The 16,069-nt window shown below is 41.8% G+C and carries 11 protein-coding genes; 5 read left to right on the forward strand and 6 right to left on the reverse strand.

Features of this window, described 5'->3' with window-relative positions; all coding sequences use genetic code 11:
* Positions 1-66: 66 nt before the first annotated feature.
* Both V7K42_RS24110 and V7K42_RS24115 read right to left on the reverse strand, forming a co-directional pair.
* A complete protein-coding gene (locus V7K42_RS24110) occupies positions 67-1,407 on the reverse strand; it encodes a TIGR03279 family radical SAM protein (RefSeq protein ID WP_334919796.1) in 1,341 nt (446 codons plus the stop codon).
* A gap of 69 nt (positions 1,408-1,476) precedes the next feature.
* A complete protein-coding gene (locus V7K42_RS24115; protein ID WP_334919797.1) occupies positions 1,477-2,301 on the reverse strand; it encodes an undecaprenyl-diphosphate phosphatase in 825 nt (274 codons plus the stop codon).
* 434 nt (positions 2,302-2,735) lie between these two features.
* Here V7K42_RS24115 and V7K42_RS24120 point away from each other — a divergent pair, with 434 nt between their 5' ends.
* From V7K42_RS24120 to nadB, 3 genes are all read left to right on the forward strand, one after another.
* Positions 2,736-3,515 carry a DUF3120 domain-containing protein gene (locus tag V7K42_RS24120; protein ID WP_334919798.1) on the forward strand — a complete coding sequence of 260 codons (780 nt, stop codon included), beginning with the start codon at positions 2,736-2,738 and terminating at the stop codon, positions 3,513-3,515.
* A 584-nt stretch (positions 3,516-4,099) separates the two neighbouring features.
* Positions 4,100-4,528, forward strand: coding sequence for a photosystem II complex extrinsic protein PsbU (gene psbU / locus V7K42_RS24125; RefSeq protein WP_094331664.1), 429 nt, complete (start codon positions 4,100-4,102; stop codon positions 4,526-4,528).
* Positions 4,529-4,722: 194 nt separating this feature from the next.
* A complete protein-coding gene (nadB, locus tag V7K42_RS24130) occupies positions 4,723-6,399 on the forward strand; it encodes an L-aspartate oxidase (RefSeq protein ID WP_334919799.1) in 1,677 nt (558 codons plus the stop codon).
* A 165-nt stretch (positions 6,400-6,564) separates the two neighbouring features.
* Here the strand turns inward: nadB and V7K42_RS24135 are convergent, their stop codons facing one another.
* From V7K42_RS24135 to btpA, 4 genes are all read right to left on the reverse strand, one after another.
* A complete protein-coding gene (locus V7K42_RS24135; protein ID WP_334919800.1) occupies positions 6,565-6,798 on the reverse strand; it encodes a hypothetical protein in 234 nt (77 codons plus the stop codon).
* A 748-nt stretch (positions 6,799-7,546) separates the two neighbouring features.
* On the reverse strand, positions 7,547-9,751 hold the full coding sequence (locus V7K42_RS24140) for a CHASE2 domain-containing protein (protein WP_334919801.1): 2,205 nt from the start codon (positions 9,749-9,751) through the stop codon (positions 7,547-7,549).
* 565 nt (positions 9,752-10,316) lie between these two features.
* Complete coding sequence (locus V7K42_RS24145) at positions 10,317-11,300, reverse strand: vitamin K epoxide reductase family protein (RefSeq protein ID WP_334919802.1); 984 nt, start codon at positions 11,298-11,300, stop codon at positions 10,317-10,319.
* Between the two features lie 106 nt (positions 11,301-11,406).
* On the reverse strand, positions 11,407-12,255 hold the full coding sequence (btpA, locus tag V7K42_RS24150; RefSeq protein WP_094329752.1) for a photosystem I biogenesis protein BtpA: 849 nt from the start codon (positions 12,253-12,255) through the stop codon (positions 11,407-11,409).
* 675 nt (positions 12,256-12,930) lie between these two features.
* Between btpA and rimO the strand changes: the two genes are divergently transcribed.
* A complete protein-coding gene (gene rimO, locus V7K42_RS24155) occupies positions 12,931-14,250 on the forward strand; it encodes a 30S ribosomal protein S12 methylthiotransferase RimO (protein WP_334919803.1) in 1,320 nt (439 codons plus the stop codon).
* A gap of 264 nt (positions 14,251-14,514) precedes the next feature.
* Positions 14,515-16,038, forward strand: coding sequence for a DEAD/DEAH box helicase (locus V7K42_RS24160; RefSeq protein ID WP_334919804.1), 1,524 nt, complete (start codon positions 14,515-14,517; stop codon positions 16,036-16,038).
* Positions 16,039-16,069: the final 31 nt, after the last annotated feature.

Here is a 16,069-nt window from a genome sequence, read left to right on the forward strand (position 1 = left end):
ATTACTTCTTATTTATCATCCAGCATAACAATAAATTACCTCCGAAAAACAACTGATCTTTTATAACTAAACCTGAGCATAATTAAAAATACAGTTTTTGATTAAATCTTCCACTCCTGCTACTGGAAAAATTTTTGTATTTAGTCTACTAGCTAATTCTTCAATCCTCATATCATCTAAAAATACTAATTCACCATTTTTTAACATGACATTGGGTAGCAAAATCCCATCACCTAAATCTTCACCTTCCAAATTTAAAAGCAAATCATGACCAGTTAGCAATCCGGTTACACTGATAGTTTGTCCCCAATAATCACTAGATAAAGCACGCATATTTACTTCTAAACCTTCAACATAATTTAAGCGTTTCAAAATAGGTTGAAATGCTTTTTCTACGGCGTTGCCCACGACCCAAGTTAATTTTCTTTGAGGATATACTTTTGGCGGAAGTAATTCTGCTGCAATGGTGGCAAATTGCTTGATAAATAATTGAATCGAACCAACTCCGTTATCAATTTGGGGATATTCTTCATATTCTGATTCGCTGGGTAATTCCTTTCCTGCAATCAAAAACCACTCATCGGCTAACCAAACAACGCTAGAACCGAATTGTTGGCAAAATTGCTGTGAGAGGATTTGCACCTGGGAAATAACTTCTTGAGCTTTTTCCCTAGTTACGGGTATGAGTGCGTCTTCTGGAGGTCGAAACCTTGTCAACCCAACTGGTACAACTGCTACTGATGCCACCGCAGGCACTTCACCAGTATGAAAAGACGCTAAATCTTTGAGAGTTTGTTCCAGGTGTTTGCCATCATTTATACCAGGACAAACAACAACTTGAGCATGAATTTGTAGTCGCCTTTTTTGAAACCACTTCAATTGTTGTAAAATTTGCCCCGCACGCGGATTTTTTAGCAGTCTAATTCTCACATCTGCTTCTGTAGCATGAACAGAAACATACAACGGAGACAAGCGCATTTGCTCAATTCGCTGCCATTCTTTTTCTGGTAAATTGGTCAGGGTAAGATAAGAACCGTACAAAAAGCTCAGACGATAATCGTCGTCTTTCAAGTACAAGCTGGTGCGCTTACCTGGTGGCTGTTGGTCAATAAAACAAAATGGACAACGATTATTGCACTGAATTAAGCCGTCAAATAGGGCAGTTTCAAATTCTAGTCCCAAGTCTTGGTCGTAATCTTTTTCGATTTCCAGGCTATGAGTTTTACCAGCTGCATCTAAAACTTCTAGTTCCAAAACTTCATCAGCACACAGAAACTGATAATCAATTAAATCGCGGGGACGCGTACCATTGATTGCAACGATCGCATCCCCAGCCTCAAAGCCAATCTCGGCGGCTATTGAGTCGGGAAGAACCTTGGTAATTCGGGCCGGATTAATGGTATTCATGGGAATTGGGAATTAGGGATTGGTAATTAGTCATTAGCTTTAAACAAATGACTAATGACTATTATGAAATTATCCTTTCCAACCTGCTGCGATCGCAGCTAAGATAGTGATGCCAAATGCTAATCTATACCATACAAAAATCAAAGTATTTTTTGTTTGTAAGTACTTGATCAAAAATGCAATTGATAGGTAGGAAAAAATAAAGGTTGAAATAATCCCTACAATTAATAGTCCAACAATATTATCGGGTAGTTGGTGAGCTTGAAATAATTTGAAGATTTTCAAGCTTTTATAGAGCGTAGCAATGGTAAGAGTTGGAAACCCTAACAAGAATGAAAATTTCGCTGCTGTATCGCGTTCTAATCCTAAAAATAAAGCAGTTGTCAACGTCGAGCCAGAACGAGAAACTCCCGGAATTAAGGCAAGTGTTTGTCCCAATCCAACTAAAATACCATCTCGAATCTGCAATGAATCAAAATCTCGCTTGCGAGTACCAATTCTTTCTGCCAAAGCTAATACAAGTGCCATGATGATTGACATGATGGCAATAATTAATGCACTCTCTGGTAGAACGTCTTTTAAAAGAAAGCCGAAAATTAAGGCAGGCAACGTTCCTACTACAATCCCAACCAGAATTTTCCATTCTTCACGTTGCCAATCTTTCTGTTTTAGTGCTTCGATTCCACCTTTGACAATACTAGAAATCAGCGACCAGAAATATCCTGCAATTGCGATCACACTGCCAAATTGAATGGCATCGACAAAATCTTTAGAACCTAATTCTTTCCAACCAAATACTTTTGTAAAAATCAGAAGATGTGCAGTGCTACTGATTGGCAAAAACTCTGTAATACCTTGAACGATACCCAAAATAAAAGCTTGGATAAACTCCATTGCAATTAATACCTTTTTCCTGTTCTAGACATCATTATGAACATTGTCTAGATGATGATGTTGCTTTATATACTCTCTACTGCACCTAATTTTATAGAAAATCTGATTTTACCGATCAATAACATCATCTAAGACGCTGACCATGTTCTTACACCCACTTCAATAAGTCAACGAAATTTTAGCAGTTCATCAAAATTTAATATTTAGCGGACTAATATCGTTCGCTTTTTAACTATTAAATTTTACCCTTCATCTCTCTGTAGTCCACTATCTACAAGAAACTACAGAGCAGTTTTGTACATAGTGCAACTTTGTTTTGTCTGGTTTGCACCAGCGCTCCGGGAAATTTCAGTATAATTTACAATGCCCCTGGGGTGGATTTTAAAGTGTGATATCTTAAATAAGATAAAGTTTAGTAACAAATATTAAAAACTTTGATTAATAATACACTGTCCTCCTACACTGCTTCTACCCCTTCTATTGATACTGAGTTCAATTTGGCTGATACTGGGCAGAAAGGGATCGGACAATTGGAATCTACACTCTCCTTTTCTGCCTCTCTCCCTTTATCTATTTCTGCTAGACAAAGTTGGTTAGTGTTTGCGGCGGCGGTGTTTTTGGTATCAGTGTCAGTATTTATAGAAGCGCCAATAGTGCGATCGCTACCAACTCTGAGTTTAGCGTTGACAGCATTTTGGCTGTGGCTAAGTTTTTCCTTAATGTCGCGTTCTGCAACTTATGTCTGGGGGGATTTGCTCTTAGGATTTAGCTGGAGTTGGTTAGCAGGGGCGATTTACTGGGGCTGGTTACGTTGGGAACCTTTATGGCATCTACCAGTAGAATCTATAGGTTTACCGTTTGCTTGCTGGTGTCTAGCGAAGAATTGGGGCAAGGTGGGTAGCTGGTTTTATTTAGGTTCTTTACTCGGTACAGTTTTAACAGATGTATATTTTTATCTAGCAGACTTGATGCCCTATTGGCGGCAAATTATGAGAGTAGATGCAGATGGCGCACCACAAATATTACAAAATGCCCTGATCCAAGTACAAACCCCTTGGGGACAAAGTTGGGCAATAATTCTCGCCTTAGTGCTTTCAACAGTCGGGATTTTTGCTTTAGGTCGAAATCAAAGACACTGGTATGCCTTTGGTGGAGCAGTTTTAAGCACAATTTTGGTAGACAGCCTATTTTTGTTAGCTGCGATCGCAGCGTGAAGGAGGCAGAAGGCACAAGGTTGCAACGATGGTCTTATCTCACCGAAACTTTTTCTAGTCAATCTGCGGCACATCAAGAATGATGGTATAGATAATAATTAGTTAAGAAATATTACATAACACTCCATCACCCTCAAGTCCTCTTGCTAGGGTCATCGATATTAGACATCACACGGTTTTGTGTCTGCTTGGAAGGTAAAATCAGCCACCCCGAAAAGATTTTGGATCGTAGGGAATACTACCGGGATCGTTGATAGAAGCCGATTACAGCTATTCATGCACTCTAACGACGATCAAAGTTTTTGCCAAAAATAAAGTCAAACCCAGCAACGGTAAATATTGTGGATATTAATACGCTGTATATTAGTTTCTGATGACTGCTGTGTTAATTAAGCTATCACGTTTTGTCCAAAGTCCAATTGTCCTTTGTCCTGTGTCTTCTAAGGTAGACGCATTAGTGGCTACTCTGCGATTTACTCCAACCGAGTACCCGCAGGGTATGACCAATGACCAATGACTAATGACTAATGACAGCTTTTAGCTTAAAACTTTTATTTCTGTTTGATGGAAAGAGGTAGAAAATCGTGAAAGGATTGGCGCGTTTATTAACAGTGTTTAGTTTGTTACTTAGTTGCTGGGGATTGTTGGGAACAACTCAGATAGCCCAAGCTGCTAGTTTCAACAGTTTTGCTTTTCCTCAAGTCCCAATTCTGGCAATTGAGCGGCAGAATCGGGCAGATAAGAAGCTAGGAACGGAATTTGGTAAGAAAATCGATTTGAATAATACCAACGTCCGAGCTTTTCAACAGTATCCAGGGCTTTATCCCACCCTGGCTAAGAAAATCATCACAAATGCTCCCTACAAAAATGTAGAGGATGTATTGGATCTTCCAGGATTGAGCGATCGCCAAAAACAAACCTTGCAAGCCAACTTGGATAAGTTTACCGTGACAGAACTAGAACCTGCCTTCAACGAAGGAGACGATCGCTTTAACAACGGCATCTACAGATAACTGACTTGCAGTTAATGTAGCAAATAAAAGCCCACTCCTGATTCTAGGGAGTGGGATTATTCTATTAAAAATGAAGGGGATGAGGAGGATAACAAAGACAAGGGAAACAAAGAGGAGAAAGTAAAATTTTCCCTCTGCTCCCCTGCTCCCCTGCTCCCCCTGCTCTCTACCCCCTTCCCCCCTCCCTCATTACCTTGTCTCAGATAGATATTCCTAGCCAATTTGATGTCTTAGTAGTCGGCGCTGGTGCTGCTGGACTATACACGGCGCTGTGTCTACCAGAGTCTTTGCGAGTCGGTTTGATTACCAAAGAAACTGTTGCTTTGTCTGCCAGTGATTGGGCGCAAGGTGGTATTGCCGCAGCCGTTTCCCCAGAAGATTCTCCCACCCTACACATTGAAGATACGATCCTGGCAGGTGCAGGTTTGTGCGATCGCAATGCTGTAGAATTTCTCGCCCAACTTGCCCCTAACTGCATTCAATCCCTAATTAACTTGGGGGTTGCTTTTGACCGTCATGGTCAAGCCTTGGCTTTAACTTTAGAAGCCGCCCATTCTCGCAACCGCGTTCTCCATGCTGCGGATACTACAGGGAGGGAAGTTACCACCACCCTCACCACCCAAGTATTACGTCGCCCAAATATTCAAGTCATTCAGCAAGCTTTAGCTTTAAGTTTGTGGATTGAACCCGAAACTGGTCGCTGTCAGGGAATAAGCCTGTTTTATCAAGGTAAAATCACATGGGTAAGGGCTAGTGCTGTGATATTGGCAACTGGTGGCGGAGGTCAGGTATTTGCCCAAACCACTAACCCGGGGGTGAGTACGGGTGATGGAGTGGCGATCGCATATCGGGCTGGGGTCATCCTCCGCGATTTGGAATTTGTACAATTTCATCCCACAGCCTTGACTAAACCTGGTGCCGATCGCTTTCTGATTAGCGAAGCTGTACGCGGCGAGGGCGCACACCTTGTTGATAACGAAGGGCGGCGTTTTGCTTTTGACTACCATCCTGCGGGTGAACTCGCACCCAGAGATGTAGTCAGTAGAGCAATTTTCAGCCATTTACAACGTACCGCAGTTGATTTGGCGACTGCCCATGTGTGGTTGGATATGCGCCCCATCCCTGCGGACAAGATTCGTCACCGCTTTCCCAACATCATCAAAGTTTGTCAGCATTGGGGAGTTGATGTTTTCCATGAACCAATTCCTGTAGCGCCTGCTGCTCATTACTGGATGGGTGGGATTGTCGCGGATCTAATGAATCGCACAAATATTAAAAGTTTGTATGCAGTGGGTGAAACTGCTAGTACTGGAGTACATGGGGCAAATCGTCTTGCCAGTAATTCTCTGCTGGAATGTATTGTGTTCGGGGCCCAGATGAGCCAAATTGAGCTGGAAAATATTGGGTTGCCGTCAGAAATACCAGTGTTACCATCACGTAAATTTAGTATTGATGCTAGCGAGGGAAACATCCAGCAAGCACAGCTAGAAGCACTCAGAGAGAAGTTACCGCGTCTAGTGTGGGAAAATGCTGGTATTTGTCGGGAGCAATCAAAGTTGGAAACTGCGATCGCCACTGTCGAATCTTGGCAGCAAGATTTTGCTGCTTTGCCTTTAAGTCAATTCTTGGTTGCTTTACGTCCAGCAGAACCAGCTAATTTTGACCTACCAGATGTTGAACGGCAATTGCGACTTTGGGCAGAAACCCGCAATTTATTAGATGTGGCTAATTTAATTCTCAAAAGTGCTGCTTTTAGAACCGAAAGCCGAGGTGGACACTACCGTTTAGACTATTCGCAACCAGACCTAAATTGGCAAGTTCATACCCTTGTACAAACACATCATTGGTGGAAATCTTCACTATTATCTTGAATAAATTACCCTTGGCATTTTCCAAGGCAAGAGACTTACTAAAGACTATAGATGCCCTCCCAAGAGCGATGCCATTTCTCCAAGCAAAAGATGTGGTGTCTTAGACACGATATACACAAACGCGCTACTTTACCACAATCTAAAATTTAAAATCCAAAATGGTGATCAGCGAGTGCCGCTACCATGCTGACTGTCAGGACCACCATAATTTGGTGGGATATATGTGTCTTTTAAATTTTGAGAACTGACTTGATGGGTGATTGAAGTATTGTTGCTAGCACCACCAGTATTAGCACTTGCAGTACTAGATATACCCGTGTAAGCGGCAATTTTCGGTATCAGTATGTAAGCACTTATACAAAATATCATGATTTTTGTGATTCGGAAGTTAGTTTTCATAGACTCAGTAATTTTACTAGTTTTGACTCTTAAAGTTATTTTATTTTTTAACGTGTATTTACTTATATTGATGAGAAAAATATTTTAACTTTATTAAATTATTGCCAGTGGTTTACAACTAATCGTGGTATTCACTTGTACACAAATTTTAATTTGCTGGTATTAAATAATTCCTATACTTAAGAAATATTCTTAATGAACCGTTTTTACATCAGTCTAAAGTTAGATATGTTGATGAATCACTGTAAGCTTTTTATCTACTTCACTATTTATTAATAATACCTTAATGCTTTTAAGTATAAACACCATGCCTACTGAATAGCGAGTTTTTCAAATAGACAATAATACTTAATTTCTTGTATAATTAAGTTTTTATCAACGTAAAGAGATATAAGGATAGAATAATATAATTGTTATAGTGTAAGGGTTTAAAAAAGTATAGGAATATAAAAGACCGTAATAGCACTATTAAGTATAAGTATTATTTTGTAGTCAAATAATTACATAAACATATTTTTTTCCTAATTACTTCTAAGAACTAATTTTTTGCTCACCTATATTCTTAGTTTGGGTTATGAGGTCAAAAAGCCTTGCTAATTCTATGTCTTAACTAAAAAACCATCTCTAGACATATACACAATGCTTTTTCAAGACCGTACCTTACATGTATTTAAAATCCAAATTCCGAATTTTAAGGTAAAAATTTTTACTAAAAAAAGAAAAATATGGAGACTTGACCCTTGACTAATTAAGCAAACTCGTATCGATTTTTACCCAGATGCTTTGCCCGATACATTGCTGCATCTGCTTGCTTCATCAAAGTTTCACTGTCTTGACTGTTGTATGGGTAGACACTAATGCCAATACTGGCAGAGATTCGGATTGCATAGCCATCCAAAACAATTGGCTTAGTAATACTGCTTAAGATTTTTTCGGCGACCTTAGCCGCTATTTGGACGTTAGGAATTGCCCGTAAAATTATAGTAAATTCATCGCCGCCCAAACGAGAAACTGTATCACTAGCGCGTAAAGAGTTGCTCAGTCTTTCAGCGATAGTCATTAGCAAGCGATCGCCAGTCTCGTGTCCCAAAGTATCATTAACTTGCTTAAAGCCATCTAGATCGATAAACAGCAGTCCCAGCAAGAGGTTATTGTGTTGCGCCCAATTTAACGACTCATAAAGTTGTTCGGCAAAAAATTTGCGATTGGATAAACCGGTCAAGGGGTCATGATACGCTAAATAACGCAAGTGGTCTTCTTTGAGTTTTAATTCATTATTAGAGCGGAATAGTTCAGCAGCAGTCCGCTTCAGCTGCTCCTCCATCAGCTTGCGCTGAGTAATATCTCGGATGACTCCAACTAAAAATAAATTGCCAGCTGCGTCTTTGTGGAGCGATCGCTTAGTAGCAATTTGATGAGTCTGTCCATCTGCATTTGTAAATTCTTCTTCGTGTTCCTGGGGTTTTTGAGTCCGAAATACAAGATCGTCCTGTTGTCGAAACACATCAGCCTCATGTTTAGGGAAAAAGTCATAGTCTGACTTTTCAATTAACAACTTATTCGCATAACCGATAAATCGACAATACGCCTCATTTAAAACAATCCACTGGTGTTGTTCATTTTTCACAAAAATTGGATCGGGAATCGTGTTAATGACGTGATACAAAAATTCTTTGGAACGTTTCCACTCTTCCTGCATGTGGGCAATATGACTAGTCATCCATATAGCTGAACTGCCAAAGCTAAACAGTGAGGGAATGAGCGGTATCCACCAACCATACAAAAAAGCAAGGTATGTACTCAAAGTCAATATAAAACAAGAAACTAAGATACTGAGCAGACCTCTCGTTGCGTGTCGTATCCGCCATGTAGTCACGGCTCCTAAATAAGACCAGACAAAAATCCACAAATCTTCTACTAAGTCAGGCCAGACCTTGAGTAAGGGCCGTCCACCAAGAGCTGCTGAGATTAACTCACTAATAAAATAAGCTTGCAGTTGAATACCAGGTACAGGCTTTGCTGTACCCATTAGACTACTGGAATAAGGAATGAATACAAAATCTTGGAGACTGGGTGCAGTGGAGCCAATGAGTACGATCCGATCTTTGATTAAGTTTTCTTTAACTTTATCTGCCAGTACATCTCTCATCGATACCTGGCGAAAATTACACAATTCTTTAGATGAACCTTGACATTGGGGTTTGGGAAAATTGGTCAAAAGTTGGTAGCCTCTATCATCGGCTCCCACATAAGCACCATCATTAGTCTCAAAACGAGTAAATACTGCTTTACCTAATTGCAGATACTCAGGATTGTTTTTTGCTTTGCTGGGGGTAATTCCCTTTGACTTTAAATACAATAAAGCCAACTTCAAAGCAAAACTTTCGTGTGGCTGATTATCAACGTACCAATACAACAAACTGCGACGTACTTTACCATCAAGATCGTACAGCAGGTTATTAAAGCCCACTTGATTCTGATTCAGTCCCTGTGGAGGCAAAACACTAATGTTTTTGTTTTTGTCATTTGTCAACAGCTCAATACCAATTAAGTTGGTCATTGACTTATAAACATTACGCAGTTCTTGGTTCCCTGGCTCTACTGGCAAATTTCTGTAGATATCTAAGCCAACGGCAAGGGGTTTGTGGACATTTAATTTTTGCAACAACTGAGCAATCTTCGTATCTGGAATCGGCCACGAACGTATTTCGTTTAAATAGGATTCATCAATCACTACAATCGTAATCCGCTCTTCTGGCGGTTCATTTGGACGTAAGCGAAAAAATTGATCCAAAGCTGCCAACTCCAAAGATTGCAATAATCCGATGGAGTGCAAAAGCAGAACGCAGACTGCTACGCTGACGGCAGTAATCAATTCTCTGTGTCCTCGACTAAGCGATTGTTTGAGTCTAAAGATTAACTTTACAAAACGCTTGTCTAGCTGCTGATTCATTCCCATTACCTAGTGGGGAGAAATATTCTCTATTTCCTATAGATATTAACTATCGGACTAACATAGCTCAAAGGAGAGATCGATAGAGTTTCTAAGAGTTTTTTCAACTCAGCAAGGTTCTTAAAGACATCTTGGTATAGGATTCCGATTTGATTTCTGAAAACATCCTGAGATTGGAAAGCCCCTTTTATAAGGGTTTCATCTGAAATATTGTTCAAAAATCAGATCCGAGTCCTATATTTATTGAATGTATTACCATATATTGAGGCCAATTATCTTACCAAACGGCAACTGGGACTTTTTTGGCTATCGGCACAAATTAAGTATAAATCTTGATTAATTTCCTTGAGCTTTAGGTGTTTGCGGATAAAAGCCACAGGAGAATTGGTTATTGGGTATTGGACAACACCTATTATCTATTACCAAAAACAAAAAAGCCAACTGGAAACAGACTTTGCTGTATTCATCCAGTTGACTGTACTCAAGACTCTTGATCTTGGATGTGAACTACACCTTACCGCTAGCTCAGTGTAGACCATAACTGAGACTTCTTGAAGGTAAGTAACTACTTGAAATACTTGAAGTTCCTAGATCCTGTGTAACCAGAAACTTTTGCTAGCTCCTCTAAATTTTGGACTCCGCTATAGCTTTTCCCATTAACGATCCAAGTGGGGAAGCCTTCAATTTTTGCGGTTTTACACAGTTCAGTTTGAGCATTGAGTCCTTCGGGAGCGCACTCTACCTTAACATCTTTGTTGATTATTTCCTCCGCTTCTTTACCAAAAAGCATCTTTTGTTCGTGGCAGTGAGGACACCAATAAGCACTGTATTCCTTTGCGCCTATCTTTGCTAGATGGCTTGCTAAGGCTATTTCTGCCTCACCAGAAGTAGTAGTAACTTCCCAACCGAAGGCTGGGTTAGGGTCTCCTTTGGAATTAAAGGTAATTTTAACGGGTTGTCCAGGAGTTCCAGGTGTAACATTTGATTGATTTACGCCAGCATAAACGCCTAAAGTGCCAATCAGCGTTACCATCCCCACAATTAGGGCAGTAAATAAAATTTGTCCAATATCCTCCCAAGTGCGACCCATAATCGTTAGTACCAAAAGACTCACAGAGAATAAAGCTGAACCAATACAGTAAGGACAAATAGCTTTGATTTGAGATGCTAACACGTACATTAAGTAGCCGCTAAAAACAGACATAGCGATCGCACCCACAAGCAGCAGCCACCACGTCAAATTTTCTAATTGTTTGCGGCCATTGTTTTCCCCTGAGTTAAAGACCAAGGGAGCCAAAGCAAATATCACCATACTGATGTATGCCAACAACCCAAACAAAGCTAATGGCTGACCAAGAACTGTTGCCCAAGGGCTGGAAAGTACATCATTACAATCCTTGACACCAGCCTGTGCCACACAAGCTGCACTGCCTCCTGTTAACTTTTCTATGGTGAGATAACCTGTGATCAGGGCACCACATCCAGCGATCGCGGCAATCAATGGACGTGACCATTTATGAATCCAAGGAGTTGAACGGCGGCGAATCATAAACTGTTATTGAAGATTGGGGATTGGGGAACTCGGGGCCCCCTCTGGGAATTAGGGGCGATGGGGATTGGGGATTGGGCATTATTTATTTCTTCCCATGCCCCATTTAAGAATGTAACTTTACTTGTTCTACTGATTTACTTTCACTTTTAGAGTTCCAACTGCGACGTGCGGCTTCGACAAATTGGCTGACGCGAATTGGGTCAATTGGTTGCTCAATGCGTCCGTGACGTTTTAGAGAACTGGAAACTATTACACCATCTGCTGCCTGCATCAATGTATCAATATTTTCCCAACTTGCCCCACTACCAATAAATACTGGCGTACCAGCTGCTGCATCACAAGCTAGTTCCAAATCTTCTAAGTTAGGTGGACTACCAGTAGCCCAACCAGACAAAATTACTCCGTCTGCTAAACCCCTTTCAATGGTGTCTTTCACCGCCACCGTGAGATTTGGAGAACTCAAAGGACGGGCGTGTTTCACCAACACATCGGCCAGGATTTTAACATCGCTGCCTAACTCCCGTCGATAACGGAGCAGTTGATAGGCTTCTCCCTCAATTAATCCCTGATCGGTTGCCATCACCCCTGTGAGAACGTTGACGCGGATAAATTGCGCTTGCACACAGCTAGCGATCGCCATTGCACTTTTACCGTCGTTTCGCAAAACATTTAACCCTATAGGCAAAGTCACCAAGTTTTGTATCCGTTGCACCACAATGGTCATGGCACTCACAACCACAGGATCGACTTGGTTTTTGGTAAAGGGCGCGTCGAAAAAATTCTCCACAATCAACCCATCAACCCCTCCACTTGCAAGGGCTGCGGCTTCTTGTTCGGCTCTGTCAATCACCGCTTTTAGACTACCTCCCCAACGGGGCGAGGTAGGCAGTGGTAGCAGGTGAACCACGCCAATAATCGGTGATCGAGTTTTAAATAATTGATATAAGTCCACGTCTTTAAATCCGCCTCGCGGAGTCCAGAGTCTAGAATTTTTTGACTATTGACTGTATGACCCTTGACTCTTGACTTTTCATTAACTAGTCAAATGTGTTTTATGATAGTCGGTTTATTGCCTCCTTCCTCAGATGGAAATTGGCGTGAAACCTCCCATAAGATATGTTAAGATAAAACTTGGCTACAAGAGGAGTTTGCCACTCACTAGACGCAAGGCAGCTTTCCGTGGTTTAGGGCATCTTGTCCGCGCCCAGTCGCAGGACTTGCCAATCGCCAGGTTAACATTACTGCTTTATCAAGCGTAGTCGCTTTCGTCGATTTCCCTGAGGGTAGCGACTTCTCACAACAAGCCCTTTGGGCGGCTTCCCGATGGGTAGATTAACAACGCATACGCTGTGGTAATGTAAAATACCAATAGGCGAATTGTTAAAAAAGATTACAAGTGTCAAATGTACCCAAAGACACTTCAATTTACCCTGGGGAACAGATTGATAGGAATATCATAACATGACCTCTATTTTTATTTATTGATAGAGTTATGAGTCCACGTCCAGTTACTAACAGTGGGGATTTGCCACTGTAGTGTTTTCATGAAGATGCTGATAGCAAAAAAGCAAAGTTAGCGCCGGAATGTTTGACAACAAGAAGAAAAAAATGAAGATATTTTCAAAATATGGGTGACAAGCCAACAATTGCCATTTCTCACCTGGGCTGCGAGAAAAATCGAATTGATACAGAACACATGCTGGGAATGCTCGTAGAAGCAGGCTACGGTGTAGATACAAATGAAGAATTAGCAGATTACGTTATTGTTAATACCTGTAGTTTTATTGAAGCAGCCCGGCAAGAATCTGTCAGAACTCTGGTAGAACTGGCAGAGGCAAATAAAAAGATCGTAATCACTGGCTGTATGGCGCAACACTTCCAAGAACAACTTTTGGAGGAGTTGCCCGAAGCAGTGGCGGTGGTTGGTACAGGCGATTATCACAAAATTGTTAATGTAATTGAGCGTGTTGAACTTGGCGAACGGGTCAAACAGGTTAGTATTGAGCCAACCTACATCGCCGACGAAACTACACCGCGCTATCGCACTACAACTGAAGGCGTAGCTTACCTCCGCATTGCGGAAGGATGTGATTATTGTTGTGCATTTTGTATAATTCCTCATCTTCGAGGGAACCAGCGATCGCGTACTATTGAATCTATAGTCGCCGAAGCGGAGCAGTTAGTTAGTCAAGGGGTAAAGGAGATTATTTTAATTTCCCAAATCACCACTAATTACGGTTTGGATATTTACGGTAAGCCAAAATTAGCCGAATTACTTCGCGCTTTGGGGAAAGTAGATATACCGTGGATCAGAATGCACTACGCTTATCCCACGGGACTGACCCCAGATGCGATCGCGGCGATTCAAGAAACACCAAACGTCTTGCCTTATCTGGATTTGCCCTTACAACATTCTCATCCAGATATTCTCCGCGCCATGAATCGTCCTTGGCAAGGGCGCGTAAATGATGGGATTATAGATCGCATCAAAACGGCGCTACCAACAGCCGTATTGCGGACAACATTTATTGTTGGTTTCCCAGGAGAAACACAAGAGCATTTTGAGCATCTACTAGAGTTCGTCGGGCGGCATGAATTCGATCATGTTGGTGTCTTCACCTTTTCCTCTGAGGAAGGAACCCCAGCTTACAAGCTACCAAATCAGTTGGCCCAAGAAGTGATGGACGATCGCCGATACCAACTGATGGAACTCCAGCAACCGATTTCTCAAAAGAAAAATCAGCAGGAAGTAGGCAAAATAGTCGATGTCCTGATTGAGCAAGAAAATCCTGAAAGTGGTGAACTAATAGGTCGTTCAGGTAGATTTTCCCCAGAGGTTGATGGTCTGGTGTATGTCAAAGGCCAGGCAAAATTAGGAACCATCGTGCCAGTAGCGATTCACCACGCTGATACATACGACCTCTACGGTCAAGTAGTCAATAACTAAATTGTCCTTTGTCTTTTGTCTTTTGTCCTTTGTTAAATGACCCTTACAGATTAGCCCTTATTTTTGATGTCAATGCTGCATTAATGGCAGTTTTTATGAGGGTTTACCTGAAACGCTCGCGGACTTGCTAGCATAACCTCTCCAAGAGTTGAGGCTACGCTATCACCCTTGGCTTACTAATAACTAATGACTAATGACTAATGACTAATGACTAATGACTAAATGACTAATCCAAAATCCTTACATAAAATTTAGGACGAATTAATGACTCTTTCATTCCAAGAATTAGGTATTTCTCAAGAACGTGTTGCACAATTAGAAAAAATCGGTTTTACCGAACCAACTAACATTCAAATCCAAGCAATTCCCCAATTGTTAGGTGGTCGTGATGTAGTCGGTCAATCTCAAACTGGAACAGGCAAAACGGCAGCATTTTCACTGCCTATTTTAGAACGGCTAGATATTAATCAAAAAGCCGTACAAGCCATAGTTTTAACACCAACTCGTGAATTAGCAATGCAGGTTCACGATGCGATCGCTCAATTCATCGGCGATGAAGGATTGCGAGTGTTAGCAATCTATGGTGGTCAATCAATTGACCGCCAAATGTTACAACTCAGACGTGGCGTTCACATGGTCGTGGGTACTCCCGGACGAGTGATCGATTTACTCGATCGCGGTTGTTTAAAGCTCGATCAAGTGAAGTGGTTTGTGTTGGATGAAGCCGATGAAATGTTGAGCATGGGCTTTATCGACGATGTAATCAAAATCCTCTCGCAAGCGCCCGTAGATCGCCAAACAGCCTTATTCTCGGCAACAATGCCCCCATCGATTCGGATGCTGGTGAACAAGTTCTTGCGAACGCCTGCAACTGTCACCGTTGAGCAGCCAAAAGCCGCTCCCAACAAGATTAATCAAGTAGCTTACTTGATCCCCCGCCACTGGACAAAAGCCAAAGCATTACAGCCGATTTTGGAAATGGAAGATCCAGAAACAGCTTTAATCTTTGTTCGTACCAGACGCACCGCCGCAGAACTCACCAGTCAGTTACAAGGGGCTGGTCATAGTGTAGATGAATACCACGGTGACTTGTCACAACAAGCGCGGGAACGTTTATTGATCAGATTCCGTAACCGTCAAGTGCGTTGGGTGGTAGCAACTGATATTGCAGCACGGGGGTTAGATGTCGATCAACTCTCCCACGTAATCAATTTCGACTTACCTGATAGCGTAGAAACCTACGTTCACCGTATTGGTCGGACTGGTCGTGCTGGTAAAGAAGGAACAGCAATCTCTCTAGTACAACCATTTGAGCGGCGCAAACAGCAAACATTTGAACGTCATAACCGCCAAAGCTGGCAATTGCTGTCGATTCCAACACGCGCCCAAATTGAAGCGCGGCACATCATGAAACTGCAAGAACAAGTGCGCGAAGCTTTGACAGGCGAGCGTTTGGCTTCATTCTTGCCAATTGTCAGCGAACTGATTGAAGAATACGATGCTCAAGCGATCGCCGCAGCAGCACTGCAAATTGCTTACGATCAAACTCGTCCTGCTTGGTTGAGTTCAGACGTGGAAATTCCTCAAGAGGAATCTTCTGCTCCCAAACCAAGACTTGGCAAGCGTCGTGAATCTTCTAGCGATCGCCCCCGTTCTGCGTGGAAATCAGATAGCAACGAAGAAAGACATTCTTCTCCCAAACCAAAACTGCGGACAAGTGGGCAAGAGTCTTCTGCATCCCCTAGTAAAAAGATAGGTTCACCTACAGCTAGAGAATCAGCTTCTTAGTCAACAGTTAGAAGTTAATCAATTTTGGATT

The sequence above is a fragment of the Nostoc sp. genome (assembly GCF_036917455.1).
Lineage (GTDB): Bacteria > Cyanobacteriota > Cyanobacteriia > Cyanobacteriales > Nostocaceae > Nostoc.